This window comes from Streptomyces sp. NBC_00859, from assembly GCF_045161865.1.
In the GTDB taxonomy this organism is placed as follows: domain Bacteria; phylum Actinomycetota; class Actinomycetes; order Streptomycetales; family Streptomycetaceae; genus Streptomyces.
On sequence record NZ_CP108826.1, the window covers coordinates 1,474,047 to 1,492,643 of the forward strand.

The window sequence follows — 18,597 nt, forward strand, 5'->3', positions numbered from 1 at the left end:
TACATGGGATCTATCCCGACTCATTGACGCACCCCAAGGCCATGCTTACCTTTCTCCCTGGGATAGCTCGGATGAATCAGTTGATGACGAGCCGCCGGGAGGCGTCATGGCCGCTGCACCTGAACCACCGAAACGCCGCACCGTCCTCACGACCGGCACCGCCATCGGGGGAGCCCTGCTGACCGGAGGCCTGACCGCGGTGCCCGCGCAGGCCGCCCCGGGCGGCGCCGACGCGGCAGCCCACCGGCTCACGCCGACCGCCGTACAGTCGTCGGACGACAGCTGGAAGACGATTCTCGCGGACGCGGATCTCGTCTGGCAGAAGATGCCGGAGACCTGGTACGAGGGCCCGTACCTCGGCAACGGCTACCTGGGGTCGGGCATCTACGCCGAGCCCGGCCGCAACGCGGTCCGGTTCAACGTCCAGCACTCCGAAGTGACCGATCACCGGCCCGAGTTCGGTTCACTCTTCGGCCTCGCCCGGCTGCCCATCGGGTACTTCACGCTGGAGCCCGTCGGCACCATCACCGCCGTCGACTGGCGGCTGGGGCTGCGCGACGCCGAGCTGACGGGCACGCTGACCACAGACCGCGGCACCCTCACCCTGCGAGCGCTGGTCCACAACTCGCTGTCCGTGCTGGCCGTCGAGATCACGCCGAGCGCGGGTGAGAAGGACTTCCGCTGGGTCTTCCACCCCGCCGATGCGATCAGCCCGCGCGCCGCCTCGAAACCGCTCCCCGACGGATACACGGCCAACCCGCCCGCCGTCACCGAGCAGCACAGCGGAGTGACCGCAGCCGTCCAGCCGCTCCTGGCGGGTGGCCGGCACGTGACCGCGTGGCAGGAGCACGCCCACGGCGCGGGGCGGACGCTGTACGTCACCGTGGCGCACTCCCACCCGGGGAACTCCGCGAGCGACCGGGCCGTACGGCTGATCCGCGGAGTCGCGCCGGTCCCCTACGGCATGCACGCTCCGACCCACCGCGCCTGGTGGCACCGCTACTACCGCAAGAGCTTCATCTCGGTGCCCGACGCCCGCATCCAGCGCTTCTACTGGATCCAGCTCTACAAGGTCGCGTCCGCCGCCCGCGCCGACGCTCCCGTCATGGCTACGTCAGGCCCCTGGCTGGAGCCGACGCCCTGGCCGAACACCTGGTGGAACCTCAACGTTCAGCTGGAGTACTGGCTGATCCACGGCTCGAACCACCTGGAACTCGACGCAGTGACCAGGGCGTTGGGCGAGTTCCGGGAGAACCTGTCGAACCAGCTGGCGGCCCCGTACCGGAAGGACTCGGCGGGCATCCCCCGCACCACCGACCCCCAGCTGGCCAACGGCGGGGACGTCACCGACGGCGGTTACGGCGTGGGCATCCCCGGCCAGGACCCGCCGACCCCCGAGGTCGGCAACCTCACCTGGGCTCTGCACAACGTCTGGCTGAGCTACCGCCACACCATGGACGAGCGAATCCTGCGCGACACGCTCTTCCCGCTGCTGCGCAAGGCAGTCAACTACTACCTGCACTTCCTGACACCGGGCAAGGACGGCAAGCTGCACCTGCCGGCCACCTTCTCGCCCGAGTACGGCGTCAACGCCCCGGACACCAACTACGACCTGATGCTCCTGCGCTGGGGCTGCAGCACCCTGGTCGATTCGGCCGCCGCCCTCGGTGTCAAGGACCCGCTCGGGGAACGCTGGCAGGAGGTACTGGCCAGGCTGACGCCGTACCCGGTCGACGAGAACGGCTTCATGATCGGCGCGGGTGTCCCCTTCGCGATGTCCCACCGCCACTACTCGCATCTCCTCGCGGTCTACCCCCTTTACGAGCTGACCGGCCGCACCCCGGACGAACGCGCGCTGATCGAGAAGTCGCTGGCCCACTGGGTCGGCTTCGAAGGAGCCCTGCAGGGCTATACGTTCACCGGTGCCGCCTCCATGTCGGCGCTGCTCGGCAAGGGCGAGGACGCACTGAAGTACCTGGGCGAGCTCATGACACGCTTCATCCAGGCCAACACGATGTACAAGGAGTCGGGCCCGGTCATCGAGACGCCTCTGTCGGCGGCGCAGTCGCTGCACGACATGCTCTGCCAGTCGTGGGGCGGCGTGCTCAGGGTCTTTCCCGCTGTCCCTGCGGCGTGGCGCGACCTCGTGCTCCACGACTTCCGTACGCAGGGGGCGTTCCTGCTCAGCGCGGTACGGGAGAAGGGTGTGACCCGGTGGGTGCGGGTGGCCAGTGAGGCGGGCGCGCCGTGTGCCGTGGTCCATGGGATCGACGGACCCATCGACGTACGCGACAGCCACGGGCGCCCGCTGCATTACGAAACGGCGGACGGCGGCTGCATCGTCATCACGCTCCGGCGGGGCGAGTCCGCACTCATCACCGCGGCGGGTGACCGTCCGGATCTGACGGTGCGGCCGGTCGCTCCTGTCGCGGACGCGCCACACTGGGGGCTGCCCGCGTGAGATCGCGGAAGATCGGGGCCGTGCCTCCGGTGCGGGGACCGGATACGCGCGCGATGCTTGGCGCATGAGTGAATTCACCGACGCCGAGCGCGCGTATCTCGCCACCCAGCGCCTGGGGAGGCTGGCCACGGTCGACCCCAGGGGGCAGCCGCAGGCCAACCCGGTCGGCTTCTATCCGCAGGAGGACGGGACGATCCTGATCGGCGGATACGCCCTCGGCACGACCAAGAAGTGGCGGAATCTGCAGGCCAATCCGAAGGTCGCACTCGTCGTCGACGATGTGGTGAGCGTGCAGCCGTGGAAGGTACGCGGGGTCGACATCAGGGGCGAGGCCGAGCTGCTGACCGGACCGCACGAGCTCGGCCCGCACTTCAGCGAGGAACTGATCCGCATCCACCCCGTGAAGATCCACAGTTGGGGCCTGGAGTGACCCGGGGCCTCTTCCTCCCGGCGGACATCTGACCCGCTATTCGAGCCAGATGTGGCGCAGCGCGTACGAGCGCCACGGCCGCCAGGTCTCCGGGCCCGGCTCCCCGGCGGGCGCCACGTCGGGGTCGCCGAGCGCCCGCATCCGGATCAGTGCCGCGGTCCGCGGTGTCATGCGGGGCAGTTCGAGAAGCGCGTCCTCGGCCTCGTCCCGGTCGGCTCCCGGGTCGAGGCGTACGCCGGACACGGCACCCAGTGACGGCTCGTCGGCCAGCAGTCCGGCCGCGGCGGGGAAGAGGTGCGTGAGCCCGCCGTTCGGTTGGTCGAGCACGGTTCCGTAGCGCTCGACCAGCCACTGTGCCTTCTCCCGGCCGGCCAGCACCCGTACCGCGAACTCCTCGGGCTCCGCGGTACCGGGCGAGCGCAGTCCGGGGCGCCGTGCGACGAGCGGCGCGAGGCGGGGGTCGGCGGAGAGACGCTCGTCGATGGCGTACGGATCGGCGTCCAGGTCGAAGAGCCGGCGCAGACGCTGTACCGCTGTGGTCAGGTCCCGCAGATCTGTGAGGTGGATCCGGGCATCCAGCCAGCGTCCCGGCGAACGCTCGCCGACGGCGACGACGCCCGAGCCGTACGGCAGCCGCAGGGTGCGCCGGTAGGTACGGAAGCCCGGGTTGCCGAGCACCTCCTCGATCCGCGGGATCGCCTCCCGCGCGAGGAGGTCGAAGACCTCGCGTGCGGCGTAGCGGCCGCGGTGGGCGAGCCGGAGCGGGATCCCGGCCGCCGTCCCCGCTGTGCCCGCCGGCGTGGATGTGGCCGCCTCCGCCCGCAGCTCGCTCGGCGTGCGGGCGTAGATCTGCCGGATGGTGTCGTTGAACTGGCGCACGCTCGCGAACCCGGCAGCGAACGCGATCTCCGTCACGGGCAGGCCCGTCGTCTGCAGCAGGACGCGCGCGGTGTGCGAGCGCTGCGCGCGGGCGAGGGCGACCGGCCCCGCGCCGACCTCGGCGGTCAGCTGCCGCTGGACTTGGCGGGTGCTGTATCCGAGCCGGAGCGCGAGGCCCGGCACACCCTCGCGGTCCACCACTCCGTCGCCGATCATGCGCATGGCGCGGCCGACCACGTCAGCGCGGACGTTCCAGGCGGCCGAGCCGGGCACAGCGTCCGGCCGGCAGCGGCGGCAGGCCCGGAAGCCGCCGCCCTGGGCCGCAGCCGCTGTCGGATAGAAGCAGACGTTCTTGCGTTTGGGGGTCACCGCCGGGCAGCTGGGCCGGCAGTAGATGCCCGTGGTGCGCACGGCGAAGAAGAACTCTCCGTCGAAGCGCGCGTCACGGCTGCTCACCGCTTCGTACCTGGTCTCTTCATCCGTCACGGAAACCAGTGTGCCCCGGCCCCCGCCACCCGACCGGCGGGAATCGGACAGCGCGGCCGGGGCGGCGGGGACCACTCCCAGGGTCAGCGGGCCTTGCCGCGCTTGGCCTCCATGTTGGCCCGGCCCTGCTGGCCCTTCATCTTCCAGTCCCGCCGGATCTCCGCACGCAGCCGGGCGTCGGTCCTCGCGAGGATGCGCTGGTTCTCCCTGAGCAGCTTGCGGAAGCTCTCCAGTCGGCGGACCGGCAGTGAACCGTCGTCGATCGCCGCGAGCACCGCGCATCCCGGCTCCGCTTCGTGGGCGCAGTCGTGGAAACGACACTGCTGAGCGAGCGCGTCGATCTCGGCGAAGACCTGGCTGACGCCGCTCGACGCGTCCCAGAGCCCGACACCGCGCAGCCCCGGGGTGTCGATGAGGACTCCCCCGCCGGGCAGGACGATCAGATTGCGGGTGGTGGTGGTGTGCCGGCCCTTACCGTCCGCATCCCGGGTGGCCTGCACCTCCATCACGTCCGCGTCGGCCAGTGCGTTGGCCAGTGTCGATTTGCCCGCACCGGAGGCTCCGAGCAGCACGCTCGTCCCTCCGGCCACCACGGCGGCCAGTACATCGACGCCTGTGCCGGTGGCGGAACTGACGGGCAGCACCTGCACCCCTGGCGCGGTGGTCTCGACGTCGTCGACGAGATACGAGAGCCCGGTGGGATCGGGTACCAGGTCGGCCTTGGTGAGCACGACGAGCGGTGCGGCGCCCGACTCCCACGCCAGGGCGAGGAACCGCTCGATCCGGCCGAGGTCGAGCTCCACGGCCAGCGACACCGCGATGATGACGTGGTCGACGTTGGCGGCGAGGATCTGTCCCTCGGACCGCTCGGACGACGTCGAGCGCACGAACGCGGTCCGGCGCGGCAGCAGAGTCCGTACGAACTGCGGGTCACCGCCCGGATCGACGGCGGCCCAGTCGCCTGTGCACACGACCCGCATGGGGTCGCGCGGAACGACGTACTCGGTGTCGGCGCGCACCGGCCCGGCCGGAGTGATGACGTCGCACCGGCCGCGGTCGACTCTCACGACGCGGCCGGGCAGCAGCCCCTGCGCGGCGTAGGGGGCGAACTCCGCCTCCCAGCCCGCGTCCCAGCCGTACGGTGCGAGCGGGTGCGCGGGAGCGGAGAGGTTCTCGGAGTGGGAGGAGGAACGGGAAGGCAGACGAGAAGACAAGGGGGACCCTTCAAGGGGCAGCCCCGGCAGGCGACTTACGAAGAGATCACCCGGGGACCGCGGGAGGAGGACACGACTGGCTGAGTGCGGGCAACGCCCACCGCGGAAACGACAGTCATAGGTCACACCTCCCGGGTCACACATGAAACGGCCACAGCCGTGGCGAACTGCGCCACCGCCGTGCGGAACGAGACGGACAGTAGCCCGGCCGGCTCGCCACGCACCACCCATTTTACGGACGGGGGGAACGGGCGGCCGGATGGACCGGCGGCCGGATGGACGGGCAGACGCGGGCGGGCAGACGCACGCACCTGGCCCTGTGGTTCACAGGAAGCGCTGAGCAGGCACCAGGACTTCACGCCTCCTGAACGGCGGGGTGCCGCCGGGCCAGCACAATGCCGGCGACGACGGTGGCTGCGACGACGAGCCCGGCGAGCGGCACCGCCCAGTGACCGGCGAAGGTGGTCGCGAGCACCAGCGGGACGCTGACCGGCAGGACTGCCCGCTGAGCCGTGTCCCGTTTGAAGTGGCGCGTGTGCAGCAGCGACACCGTCAGCAAGAACAGTGCGGTCGGCACGGTGGCCGCCGCCGCTGCCGCGAGCGCCGGGATGTGTGCGTGGCCCGTCACCTCCTCGACGGTCACCTCGATGCCCGAGCCGATCGCGGCGGCCGAGCCGAAGACCAGATAGTGGCCGTAACCCCAGAGGAAAGCCTGCCGGTTGGAGACCAGATACTCGTGGATGGGCACCGCGAAGTAGATCCAGTAGGCGCCGAAGACGATGACGAGTCCGCCTGCGGCGATCGGCAGCAATTCGCCGAGCGCGGCTGACTCGTCCACCGCCGACTGCACCGCGACCGTGGCGGCGGCGACCGTCTCACCGAGCATGATGATGGTGAAGAGCCCGTAGCGCTCGGCGATGTGGCGGGGATGCCAGTTGGTCCGGTGGCGGTGCTCCGCGTACGCCGGCACGCCCAGGTCCACGACGGCCATGGGAACGAAGCCCCACGTCCAGGCGGCATCGGGCAGCAGCAGCAGAGCGACCCAGCCGATCTGCACGGTCACGAGCCCGGCGGCGTAGCGCAGGGCCGTGGTCCGGGCGGCTCCCGTCTCGCTGTGCGCCGCCCGGAGCCACTGGAGCGTCAGCACGACCCGCATGATCAGGTATCCGACGATCGCGACCCCGTAGTCGGCGTGGTCGAAGGCGCGCGGAACCCCGGCGGCGAGTACGAGTACCCCGGCGATCTGGACCAGGGTGGCCACCCGGTAGAGCACGTCGTCGGTGTCGTACGCGGAGGCGAACCAGGAGAAGTTGACCCAGGCCCACCAGATCGCGAAGAACACGAGCAGGTACCCGGTGATCCCGTGGGCCGGGTCGCCTTCGGCAAGCGCGTGCACGAGGCGGCTGCCCGCCTGTGAGACCGCGACGACGAAGCACAGATCGAAGAATAGCTCCAAGGGGGTGGACGCGCGGTGCGGTTCGGCCGGGTTCCGGGCCCGCATCCGGATCACCGGGAGCCCGGGTCCTCCGTGCCCCGCTCCCGCCGCTGTCTCTTCACTCATCGGCGTTTCGCTCCTCCGCTCGCACACGGCACCTGCCCTGTCCCGTGCCCTACGCACCTCACCATGGCGCAGATCGCGGCCCGCCGCACAGCCGACACGGTCGCCGCGGGAAAGGCCGGCACGGCTCGGACCGGGGCGCCGGGGCCCGGCGGACGCGCTGGCGCGGACCGCACGCGGACCGGCCCGCAGCGGGAGCTGCGGGCCGGTCGGGAACGGTGCGGTGCGGAGAGCGGGTCAGCCGGTGGCAGTCGTCTGCTGGCCGGCGGCGCTGTCCTTCAGCCACTGCGACCAGGAGAGATTGAAGTCGGCGTAGCCGTTGTCACCTGCCGCCTTGCCGCGCGGGGAACCGGTGATGGTGATCGGGTCGCCCTGCTTGACGAAGTCGTAGAACCACTTGGCATCGGCCATCGAGAGGTGGACACAGCCGTGCGAGCCGTAGCTGTGGCCCGGGTAGGGATCGCCGGTCGAGTAGTGGATGTAGGTGCCGGAATTGGTGAGGTGCACGTCCCACGGCAGGGTCAGGTCGTAGAAGTCGGGGCTGCCCTTGGTGCAGCTGATGCCGACGCTGCACGAGGTCATGTGGACCTCGCGCGCCTTGTCCATCACGGCCATCGTGCCGTCCCACGAGGGGAAGCTCGGGCTGCCCGCGTCGATCGGGAGCGTCCGGACCGTCTTGCCGCCGCGCGTCACCTTCATCGAGTGGCCGGGCACCGAGGCTGTGGCCTCGACGTCGTCACCGATGGTGAACTTGTGCGTGTAGTTGTGCGTTCCGTAACGGCCGTTGCCGTTCGCCACGTCCTTCAGGTCCGCGTCCAGGGTCACCTTGGTGCCGGGGTGCCAGTAGTTCTGCGGACGCCAGTCGGCGCGGGTGCTGCTGAACCAGTGCCAGGCGCCGGTGACCGGTTCGGAAGCGGAGACCTTCAGGTGCTTCTCGACCTTGGCACGGGCCGAGGTGGCCACCGGATTGGTGAAGACCACCGAGATCGGCATCGCGACGCCGACCGTCGCACCCGTCTTGGGGGCGATCGTCTCCAGCAGCATGGGCGGTCCGGCCGGATGCGTCGGTTTCGGGTGGGCGCTCGCCGACGCCTTGGGCGATGCCCCGTTCGCCGAGTCGCCCGAGGCGGACGCCGAGGCATTTCCCCCACAGGCACTCGTGCCCGCCAGTACCGCGCTGACCAGCAGTGCGATTCCTATGCTGCCCTTGACCCGGCCCATGCTCATGCTCCGCTCACATTACTTCCCGCTGGACACAACACCCCTACAGACAGCTGTTGGGGCACAGCGGTTGCAGAGCTTCTCGTAAAGCGCAGGCCAAGTCTAGGCGAGCACCGTTCGCGGGCCCTCCGCGGGCTGCCGTCCCAAAGAGTTTCGCCCGGGACCAATACACCTGTCCGGTGACGCTCGTTGGCCCTGATGGCCCGTAGAGACCAAGCACCTGCGTCAGGAGACGGCACGCATGAACAGGAAGTCCGGCAGCCGGAACGGTCGCTTGCCGCTGACCGCCTCACAGACGGGGATGTGGTTCTCCCAGGAGCTGGACGCGGAGAACCCCAACTACCGCGCGGCCGAGTACGTCGAGATCCGGGGTCCGCTCCACCTGGAGCTGCTGGAGGAGTCCCTGCGCGAGGCCGTCGGTGAGACGCAGGCGCTGCGGGCCGGCTTCGAGACCGACACCGACGGCCGCACCTGGCAGCACGTCGGGCCCCCGCCGCAGTGGTCACTGCCGCAGGTCGATCTGCGCGGCGCCGATGACCCGTGGGCCGCCGCGCACGCGTGGATGTGGCAGGACATGCGGCGGCCGCTGGACCTCGGGCGGCCTCCGCTCTTCACCTTCGCGGTGCTCAGGACCGACGACGAGTGCTTCCTGCTCTACATCAGCGTGCATCACATCGCGCTGGACGGTTACGCCTTCTCCCTCTTCATCCAGCGGGTCGCCGAGATCTACACCGCGCTGGAGTCCGGGCGCTTCTGCCCCGCCTCCACCTGGGGCACGCTGGAGGAGCTGCTGGCCGACGAGGCGGCGTACCACGCATCGCAGCGGTTCACCGAGGACCGGGAGTACTGGGCCGCGCAACTCGCGGACAGCCCGGCGGCGCCCGACGCGGCGGGCCGGCTGAAGTCGGTCCCGCACCGGTTCGTACGGGAGAGCGGGCCGGTCGGCGCCCAGTCGGCCGCCGCGCTGCGGGCCCTGGCCCGGCAGGCCAGGACGAGCCTGCCGTCGGTCGCGATGGCGGCGCTGGCCCTGTACGTGCACCGGCTGAGCGGACGGGAGGAGGTGTCGCTGGATCTGACGGTGACCGGCCGCACCGGCCCGGTGGCCCGTACGGTCCCGGTCATGCTGGCCAACGTGCTGCCGCTCTCCGTACGGCTGGAGCCCGGCACCACCCTCTCCGAGCTCGTACGCCACACCTCGCGGCAGGCGCGCGGGCTGCTGCGCCACCAGCGTTACCCGGCGCCGGATCTCGTCAAGGACATCGGCGGCATGCCCACCCATGGATACCTGGGCGACTGGGGCATCAACATCATGGGATACGACCCCCAGTTGACGTTCGGCCCGCACCCCGCCGTCCTGCACAACCTCTCCAACGGGCCCGTCACCGGACTCGGCGTGAATGTCTACGACCGCCCGGCCGACGGTTCCCTGCGCATCGACTTCAACGCGGACCCCGCCCTGTACAGCGCGGAGGTGACGGCCGCGCACCACCGCCGTTTCCTGGCCCTTCTCGACACGCTGGCCGCGGCCGGCCCTGATCTGCCCGTCGCGGAGATCGGGCTGCTGACGACCGAGGAGCGGCACCAGGTGGTGGGGGCCTGGAACGACACCGCGCGCCCCGTGCCGACCGCCACGCTGACCGAACTGTTCGAGGGCCACGCGCGCCGTGCGCCGGAGGCGACCGCCCTGGTCTGCGGCGACGACGTACTCACGTACGGCGAACTGAACACACGTGCCAACCGGCTGGCCCGGCTGCTGATCTCGCGCGGTGCGGGTCCGGAGACCTTCGTCGCGCTGGCCCTGCCCCGCACCGCCGACTACCCGGTCGCGCTGCTGGCCGTGCTCAAGTCGGGCGCGGCATGCGTGCCGGTGGACCCGGAACACCCCGCCGAGCGCGTCCGGTACCTGCTCACGGATGCCGCCCCGCTCTGTGTCATCACCACTGCGGCGGGAGCGGCGGCGCTGCCCGGAACGGCGTCCGGGCTGCTGATCGACGCCCCCGGCACCGTCCGCGCGCTGGCCGCCGAGCCCGGCACCGACCTCTGCGACAGCGACCGTCTCGCCCCACTGCTGCCGCACAACGCCGCATATGTCAGCTACACATCGGGGTCCACCGGGAAGCCGAAGGGTGTGGTCGTCGAACACCGCTCGCTGAGCAATCTCTGCGCCGACCACCACAGCGAGCTGATCGCCCCGGCCGTCGCGGCGGCGGGCCGGCCGCTGCGGTCCGCGCTGACCGCGACGTTCACGTTCGACACGGCGTGGGAGGGCCCGCTGTTCCTGGCGGCCGGTCAGGAGCTCCACGTGATCGACGACTCCGTACGGCTCGACCCGGCGGCACTGGCCGCCTACGTCGACCGGAACGGGATCGACTTCCTGGACGTCACTCCCTCCTATCTGCACCAGTTGACCGCAGCCGGTCTGCTCGCGGACGCACGGCACCGCCCCCGTCTGCTGATGGTCGGCGGCGAGCCGCTGGACGCCGCACTGTGGCGGCGGCTGCGGGACTGCGCGGACACGGCCGCGTACAACTACTACGGGCCGACCGAGTGCACGGTCGACTCCGTGTACTGCCGGCTGGACGCGGAGGGCGACGAGCCGGCCATCGGGCGGCCCGGTCACAACGTCCGTGCCTACGTCCTGGACCCCGCCCTGAACCCGGTGCCGCCCGGGGTGCCCGGGGAACTGCACCTGGGTGGCGCCCAGGTGGCGCGCGGCTACCTGCACCGGCCCGCACTCACGGCCGAACGTTTCCTCGCTGATCCGTTCGGTGCTCCGGGCAGCCGGATGTACCGCACAGGCGATCTGGTGCGGTGGACCGCTCAGGGCTCGCTGGAGTACCTCGGGCGCACCGACGACCAGCTCACCCTGCGCGGGCTGCGGATCGAGCCCGGTGAGATCGAGGCGGTGCTCACCCGCCATCCCGGGGTGGCCCGTGCGGCGGTCGCGGTACGCGAGTCTCCGCGGGGCGGGCCGGTGCTGGTCGCGTATGTGGTTCCCGTCGGCCCGCAGACTCCACGCCCGGTGCCGGGGCCGAGGACCGCCCCCGACAGCGCCCCGGACCCCGCGACACTGCGGGCCTGGGCGACGGAGCGGCTGCCGGGATACATGGTCCCCACCTCGTGGCTGGTGCTCGGCACGCTGCCGCTCACCCCCCACGGCAAGCTCGACCGGGCCGCGCTCCCCGCGCCGGAGGAGACGGCCGAACGGGCGGGAAGGCCTGCCCGCAGCGCACAGGAGAGGACGCTCTGCGCCCTCTTCACCGAAGTGCTCGGTGTCGGCGACGTCAGCATCGACGACGACTTCTTCGCCCTCGGCGGCTACTCGCTGCTGGCCGCGAGGCTCATCGGCCGTATCCGCTCCTCGCTGGGCACCGCCCTCTCGATCGGCGCGGTATTCGAGGCTCCGACCGTCGCCGGGCTGGCCAGGCTGCTCGACAGCGGCACGGCACACGACCCCTTCGCGATGCTGCTGCCACTGCGTACCGACGGCTCCCGGCCGCCGCTGTTCTGCGTCCACCCGGCGGGCGGCCTGAGCTGGTGCTACGCGGGAATGCCACGCCATCTCGCCGACGACCTGCCGGTGTACGGGCTGCAGGCCCGGGGGCTTTCCGGGCCTGACGGGCTGCCCGCGACCTTCGAGGAGATGGTCGCCGACTACGTGGCGCACATCCGCTCCGTACAGCCGTCGGGGCCCTATCACCTGCTGGGCTGGTCGCTGGGCGGGGCGCTGTCGCACGCCATCGCGGTGCGGCTGCAGGACCGGGGCGAACGGGTGGACCTGCTGGCCATGCTGGACTCCCGTCCCATCGACCCGCGCAGCGGTATCCGGTCGCTGCCCGACGACCACGCGGCCCTGGCGCTCCTGCTCGAAGCGGCCGGGCACACCCCGCAGGGCCCCGGTCTCTCCGCCCTGACCGCGACCGATGTCGCCGCGATCCTCAGCAGCGACGGAGGGGACGGGCAGCCCGCCGCGCTCACCGAGCGCCACGGGCTCGCCGAGCACCACGTGGCCGCGATGACCTCGGTCCTGACGAACTCCGTCCGGCTCCAGCCGACTTTCGTCGAGGGCGTGTTCGAGGGAGACCTGCTGTACTTCCACGCCACGCAGGGAAAGTCGGCGCAGGCCCTCACCGGGGAGGCGTGGCGTCCGTGGGTGACCGGACGAATCGAGTCGCACGACATCGCCTGCACCCACCACGCCATGACTCAGGCAGCGCCGCTCGCCCACATCGGGCGCTCCCTCAGCCGGCATCTCGACGCGGCGGGGGCCTCCTCCGTCTGACCGGACTCCGGAGCGCCGACGCGCCGGGCGTCTCGGCGGAACCCCGCAGAGACATCACCACGAAGGAATCGGACACACTCAGAAGTATGAGCACCCCGGAGAGAGAACCATTCGATGACGAACGCGTGGGTACCAGGTACCGCGCCGAAGCGGAGGCGGCGTACCGGAAGGTGGAGGGCACCGCGGCTCCCGAGGCGCAGAGCCAGCTCTCACGCGGTGTGCTGGCCGGGTACCTGTGGGCCCTGGGCCGGGCGGACGCGGCGCCGGTCACCGGGATCACCGGCGGCGCACCGGACCTCGGGCTGCTGACGGCGGAGGTGGACGCGGTGACCGTGCAGTTGGAGGACGCCGTGCAGCGCGGCGTCCCGGACGATTACGCGCGAGGGCTGTACGACGCCCTGTCATGGATCTGCGGACAGAGCGACCGGCGGCCCTGAGCCCCGCGCGGGCCGGGGCCGGAGGGCGCCGCCGCGAGCGGTGTCGCCTTCCAGGGCCCGGACCGCCGTGTCAGGACCGGGAGGTCACTCCGGTGGCGATCCGGTGCCTTCGGCGTGCCCGGCCAGTGCCGCGATCTGCGCGCGGGAGGAGAAGCCGAGTTTCGCCAGAATGTGCTCGACGTGGGCGTCGGCGGTGCGCTTGGAGATCACCAGCTGTTCGGAGATCTCCCGGTTGGTGAGCCCTTCGGAGACCAGTGCGGCGACCTGGCGCTCCCTGCGGGTCAGCGTGTCGCCCGGAGCGGAGTCCGGCTGCCCAGGGATGGGAACCGCCGGGGTCTCGGCGTCCATGAGCGCCAGCTCCACGGCCCGTTCCAGCGGGAGTTCCGCGCCCTGCGCGAAGAGCCGGGCGAACTCCGCCTCGCCCAGCTCCGCACGTACGTCGCTCTCGACCCGGGTGTGGCCGTCGAGGTACACCGCGGCCCCCATCATCGGGGAGCCGACCTTGCGCCACAGCGCCCCGGCCGCGCCCAGCAGCCAGGCCGCCCGGCTGGGACTCGCGAGAGCGGCGGCTCCCCAGGCCAGCAGTTCCAGGCTGTTCGCAGCGCCGAACATCTCCCGGACCTCGCGGCTGCGGTGCAGGCCGGAGCGGGCCAGCGCCACGCATTCGGCGGGCTTCCCCCGCGCCCAGGCCGCCATGGCCTCGATGGCCAGGATCTGCCCCTTGATGATGCACTCACCGCTCTCGTCACCGAGCAGCAGCAGCGCTTTCTCACACTCCTCGACAGCGGCATCGGGGTCACGCAGCACCGCGTGCATATAGCCCTTCTGGTAGTGGAAGACGACCAGTCCGAGACGGTCGTTGATCCGGTGCTGGCGGGACAACGCCTCGTCGAGGAGCCGCTGTCCCGTCTCGGGGTCGCCGAGCAGCCAGCGGACTCCCCCGGTGTAGCCGGTGGCCAGGGCGATATCGAGCTCCGACCCTGCCTGCCCGGCCGCCTCCCGGCTCGCCTCGAATCCGGCGAGCGCCGGTTCGAGGTCGCCCTGCACCAGGGCGAGAAGGCTGCGCCAGACCATCGCGAGCACCCGTTCACGGCAGGGTGCCGGGTCGGCGTCGATGCCTTTGCCCAGCCAGTAGCGGCCTTCCTTGGACAGCCCGGCGGTCAGCCAGAACGGCCAGAGCATGGCGGCCATCTCCAGGCCCGGCCTGATGCCGTCGGGACGGGAGAGCGAATAGTCGAGCGCGCTCCGCAGATCAGCCAGATCGCGGTGCAACTGCCAGTAGAGCGGCACCTGTTCGGAGGTCAGAACCGTGTCGTAGAAGTGCTGGACGCGGGCCAGGTAATGGCTGCGGTGCCGGGCGCGGCAGCGTTCCTGCTCGCCGTCGAGCGTGGCGCAGTGGTCCGCTCCGTACTCCCTGATGGTGTCGAGCAGCCGGTAGCGGGAGCCGTCCTCACAGTCCCGCTCCACCCTCATCACGACCGACTTGTCGACCAGGCCGATGAGGTGCTCCAGGATCTCGTCGCGCGGCAGGCCGGCCCCCGAGCAGACCTCTTCGACTGCCACCAGATCGAACGGTCCCGCGAACACCGACAGCCGCCCCCAGAGGAGCCGTTCCTCGGCGGAGCACAGGTCGTGGCTCCAGTCGATCGCCGTGCGCAGCGTCTGATGACGGGGCAGGGCCGAGCTGCGGCGGCCGCCGGTGAGCACTCTGAAGCGGCGTTCGAGCCGGGCGGTCAGCTGATCGAGCGGGATGGCTCTGAGCCGTACCGTGGCGAGTTCGATGGCGAGCGGGATGCCGTCGAGGCGGCGGCAGAGCGCCAGCACGTCCTGGTGGTTGGCGGCGTTGATCCGGAAGCCGGGCACCACCGCCGCCGCGCGCTGCTCGAAGAGCGTCGTCGCATCGTCCTGCGCCAGGGGCGGTACCGGCAGGGTGTGCTCCCCGGGGACGTCGAGCGGTTGCCTGCTGGTGGCCAGCACCGTCACCCCTGGTGCCTCGCGCAGCAGCAGGTCGGCGAGGAAGGCGCAGGCGTCGAGATGGTGTTCGCAGGTGTCCAGGACGAGCAGCAGCCGCCGTTCCTGCAGGTGCTCCATGACGACGTCCAGCAGGGTCCGGCCGGACTGCTCGGCGAGACCCAGCGCGCTCGCCGCGGCCTGGGGCAGCAGCTCGGGGTCGCGCAGCGACGAGAGTTCCACCAGGACGACTCCGTCCGCGTACTCCCCCTTGAGGGTGAGTGCGGCGCGCAGCGCCAGCCGGCTCTTGCCCACACCACCGGGGCCCACGAGAGTCACCAGCCTCGCCCGGACGAACAGCTCACGGATCATGTCGAGCTCCGCCGAGCGGCCGATGAATCCGGTCACCTCCGCGGGCAGTTCACCGGTGCGCCGACTGTAACCGAGTTCCATACCGCCCCCGCCGCGCTTCCTGAACGTCTGCGCGCACCACGCGCGTCTCCGTTGCGCACCTCAGCGTACGGGCTCCACCACATTCCGTGACAGCCGCAAGCCCGTAGAGCAACCGGACGAGCGACCCCGGCGGTCCGGGCGGGAACGTTTTCCGTAAGGGCGTTCCCAAGCCTTCGCCAAGGCCGTGACCCGCGGTACCACCGGGACAGTTGGCGGGGGTACGGCGCCGGGCGGTGCGGGGCGGGGCCGGCGCGCCCTGGAGACGCAGCGCCAAGTCCTTGCGCCCGGTCAGTCCTTGTCCGGCCCTTCGTGCCGTCCGCTGTGCTTGTCGTCCTGCTTCTTCGTGCGCAGCCGGGCCGTGACGTCCTCGGGCGGCAGGAATCTCGACCAGCGCTCGGGGAACTCGGACGGCATGTCCGAACCGTCGTCATCGAGGTCCGGTACTCCGGCGCCCGGGTGCCCCGGGACGTGAGCTCCGCCTTCCGGGCGGGCGGTCTGCTGGGCCCGGAGCCGTTCGTTCGCCGCGCGTGCGGCCGCTGTCGCCACCGACGGCCAGATCCGGTCGATCGCTGCGTTGACCGCGGCGCCGACCAGGACGGCGAAGGCCGAGACCCCGATCCACAGCAGCACGGCGACGGGAGCGGCCAGCGAACCGTAGATCGTCGGTCCCTCGACGGTGCTGGTGAGGTAGATGCGCAGCAGCACGCTCCCCAGGAACCACATCGCCAGCGCCACCAGGGCGCCCGGTACGTCCTCGATCCAGGGCGAGCGCACCGGCACGGACACGTGGTAGAGCGTGGTGAGGAAGGCGATCGACAGCAGGACCACCACCGGCCAGTAGAGGACGGAGACGAGCTGCTCACCGCCGGGCACGAACTCGACGACCCGGTCGGGCCCCACCACCGCGAGGGGCAGCACCACGGCCCCGATGACCAGCGCGACGATGTACAGCACGATGGACAGCAGCCTGGTCATGACGATGCCGCGCCGGCCGTCCAGCCCGTACATCACGGTGATCGTGTCGATGAAGACGTTGACCGCCCGGGACCCGGACCACAGCGCGAAGGCGAAACCGATCGACACGACATCGGGGCGCTTGCCGTGGGTGACGTTCTTCAGGAGCGGCTCGGCGAAGTCATGGACACCGCGGTCGGAGAGAACGGTGCTCGCCGCGTGCAGCAGGTTGGTCTCCAGGCTGGCGACGGTGTGCGTGTCGGTCCAGCCGTCGACATAGCCGAGCAGGGCGATCAGGCTGAGCAGCAGTGGCGGCAGGGAGAGCAGCGTGAAGAACGCCGCCTCCGCCGCGAGTCCCAGGATCCGGTACTCCATGCACGAGTTGACGGTGTCCTTCAGTAGCAACCACGCCATACGGCGCTTCGAGACGTTGCGGTAGAGGGCTCTGGCCCGGTGGAGCAGCCCTGAATGCCGCTCCCCTGTTTCATTTGCTGCCTGCACCTCCATACCGTAGCCCCATGGCACCGAGCACTCACACTGTGACCAACCAGCCTCCCCTCCTGGTGGGACACGACGTCTTCACCACCGACAGGGTCCTGTCCGAGGCCGTGGACCGGCACACCGCCCCGGAACTCGCCGGCGAGGTACGGGGGGAGCTGGCCCTCCTCGGCCGCAGCGCCGGATCGGCACAGGCGCGGGAGTGGGGCTTCCAGGCGAACGAGAACCCGCCCAGGCTGCTGACCCACGACCGCTACGGGCACCGGATCGACGAGGTGGAGTTCCATCCGGCCTGGCACCGGCTGCTCGGCAAGGCCGTGTCGGCGGGGCTGACGGATGCCTGGGGCAGACCGGCCGGTCATGTGCGGCGGGCGGCCGGGTTCCTGGTGTGGGCGCAGGTCGAGGCGGGGCACGGCTGCCCGGTGTCCATGACGCATGCGGCGGTGCCCGCGCTGCGCGCCGATCCCGCTCTCGCCGCCGAGTGGGAGCCGCGCCTCACCTCGCACGTGTACGAACGGGAGCTGGGGTCCCCGGGCAGCAAGCCGGGGGCCCTGTTCGGGATGGCGATGACGGAGAAGCAGGGCGGCAGCGACGTCCGCGCCAACACGACGACGGCGGTGCCGGTCGCGGGCGACGGCGGCGAGTACCTGCTCACCGGGCACAAGTGGTTCTGCTCGGCGCCGATGTCCGACGGCTTCCTGGTGCTGGCACAGGCGCCGGAAGGGCTGACCTGCTTCCTGGTGCCGCGGGTGCTGGCGGACGGGGCCCGCAACGTGTTCGCGATCCAGCGGCTGAAGGACAAACTGGGCAACCGGTCGAACGCCTCCGGCGAGGTCGAGTTCGACGGGACCTGGGCGCGCCGGGTGGGCGACGAGGGCCGGGGGGTGCGCACCATCATCGAGATGGTGGCGGCGACCCGGCTCGACTGCGCGATCGGTTCCGCCGCGCTGATGCGGCAGTCCGTGGCGCAGGCGGTGCACCACGCCGAGCACCGGCGGGCGTTCGGCGGGGAGCTGATCGACAAGCCGCTGATGCGCAACGTCCTGGCCGATCTGGCGCTGGAGTCGGAGGCGGCGACGACACTGGCGATGCGGCTGGCCGCCGCGTACGACAGCGACACGGAGGAGGAGCGGGCGTTCCTGCGGCTCGCCGTACCGGCGGCCAAGTACTGGGTGACAAAACGCTGTACGCCTGTGGTGGCCGAGGCGCTCGAGTGTCTGGGCGGCAACGGCTACGTCGAGGAGTCCGGGATGCCCAGGCTGCTGCGCGAGTCGCCGCTCAACTCCATCTGGGAGGGCTCGGGAAACGTGCAGGCGCTGGACGTGCTGCGGGCTCTCCAGCGCGAGCCGCAGGCACTCAACGCCTTCCTTCAGGAGGTGGGCCGGGCGCGCGGCGCCGACCACCGGCTGGACCGGGCGATCAGGGATCTGCTGACGGAGCTCGCCGATCTGGAGGGCATCGAGGCCCGAGCGCGCCGGGTCGCCGAGCGCGTCGCGCTGGTGCTCCAGGGCTCGCTGCTGGTGCGCTGGGCGCCGCCTGAGGTCGCCGACGCGTTCTGCGCGTCACGGCTGGGCGGTGACTGGGGTACGGCTTTCGGCACCCTGCCGCACACCCTCGATCTCGGGTCGGTCGTCGACCGGGCCCGAGCCTGCGGGTAAGGGGCGGGAGCCGGGCCCGGACGGGGCAGGGGTGCCTCCCCGTGCGGCGGAAGCGGTACGGGCGGGGCCAGCCGGGGTTGGTGCTGCGCCGACACGGCACCACCCCGGCTGACCCC

General features: G+C 71.2%; 11 protein-coding genes. 5 read left to right on the forward strand and 6 right to left on the reverse strand.

All coding sequences use genetic code 11. The features are described from left to right. Positions 1-106: 106 nt before the first annotated feature. Both OG584_RS06200 and OG584_RS06205 read left to right on the forward strand, forming a co-directional pair. Complete coding sequence (locus OG584_RS06200) at positions 107-2,461, forward strand: glycosyl hydrolase family 95 catalytic domain-containing protein (RefSeq protein WP_405775831.1); 2,355 nt, start codon at positions 107-109, stop codon at positions 2,459-2,461. A gap of 64 nt (positions 2,462-2,525) precedes the next feature. Then, positions 2,526-2,891: a PPOX class F420-dependent oxidoreductase gene (locus OG584_RS06205; RefSeq protein ID WP_405775833.1), complete on the forward strand. Its 366-nt coding sequence runs from the start codon at positions 2,526-2,528 to the stop codon at positions 2,889-2,891. Between the two features lie 36 nt (positions 2,892-2,927). Here OG584_RS06205 and OG584_RS06210 read toward each other — a convergent pair whose 3' ends face one another. The 4 genes from OG584_RS06210 to OG584_RS06225 all read right to left on the reverse strand — a co-directional run bounded on the left by OG584_RS06210 (position 2,928) and on the right by OG584_RS06225 (position 8,249). Then, positions 2,928-4,256 carry a bifunctional transcriptional activator/DNA repair enzyme AdaA gene (locus OG584_RS06210; protein WP_405775835.1) on the reverse strand — a complete coding sequence of 443 codons (1,329 nt, stop codon included), beginning with the start codon at positions 4,254-4,256 and terminating at the stop codon, positions 2,928-2,930. 83 nt (positions 4,257-4,339) lie between these two features. Next, complete coding sequence (rsgA, locus tag OG584_RS06215) at positions 4,340-5,470, reverse strand: ribosome small subunit-dependent GTPase A (protein ID WP_405775837.1); 1,131 nt, start codon at positions 5,468-5,470, stop codon at positions 4,340-4,342. A 355-nt stretch (positions 5,471-5,825) separates the two neighbouring features. After that, positions 5,826-7,031: a low temperature requirement protein A gene (locus tag OG584_RS06220; protein ID WP_405775839.1), complete on the reverse strand. Its 1,206-nt coding sequence runs from the start codon at positions 7,029-7,031 to the stop codon at positions 5,826-5,828. 234 nt (positions 7,032-7,265) lie between these two features. After that, a complete protein-coding gene (locus OG584_RS06225; protein WP_405783902.1) occupies positions 7,266-8,249 on the reverse strand; it encodes an Ig-like domain-containing protein in 984 nt (327 codons plus the stop codon). A 241-nt stretch (positions 8,250-8,490) separates the two neighbouring features. Here OG584_RS06225 and OG584_RS06230 point away from each other — a divergent pair, with 241 nt between their 5' ends. Both OG584_RS06230 and OG584_RS06235 read left to right on the forward strand, forming a co-directional pair. Further along, complete coding sequence (locus tag OG584_RS06230; RefSeq protein WP_405775841.1) at positions 8,491-12,531, forward strand: amino acid adenylation domain-containing protein; 4,041 nt, start codon at positions 8,491-8,493, stop codon at positions 12,529-12,531. A gap of 86 nt (positions 12,532-12,617) precedes the next feature. Then, complete coding sequence (locus OG584_RS06235) at positions 12,618-12,968, forward strand: hypothetical protein (protein WP_405775843.1); 351 nt, start codon at positions 12,618-12,620, stop codon at positions 12,966-12,968. A gap of 84 nt (positions 12,969-13,052) precedes the next feature. Here the strand turns inward: OG584_RS06235 and OG584_RS06240 are convergent, their stop codons facing one another. Together OG584_RS06240 and OG584_RS06245 are read right to left on the reverse strand one after the other, a co-directional pair. Continuing rightward, complete coding sequence (locus OG584_RS06240) at positions 13,053-15,371, reverse strand: ATP-binding protein (RefSeq protein WP_405775845.1); 2,319 nt, start codon at positions 15,369-15,371, stop codon at positions 13,053-13,055. Between the two features lie 288 nt (positions 15,372-15,659). After that, complete coding sequence (locus OG584_RS06245) at positions 15,660-16,826, reverse strand: YihY/virulence factor BrkB family protein (RefSeq protein ID WP_405775847.1); 1,167 nt, start codon at positions 16,824-16,826, stop codon at positions 15,660-15,662. Between the two features lie 17 nt (positions 16,827-16,843). On the opposite strand from OG584_RS06245, the gene OG584_RS06250 reads away from it, so the two are divergent. Beyond that, positions 16,844-18,481, forward strand: a complete 1,638-nt coding sequence (locus OG584_RS06250; protein WP_405775849.1) for an acyl-CoA dehydrogenase family protein — start codon at positions 16,844-16,846, stop codon at positions 18,479-18,481. Positions 18,482-18,597: the final 116 nt, after the last annotated feature.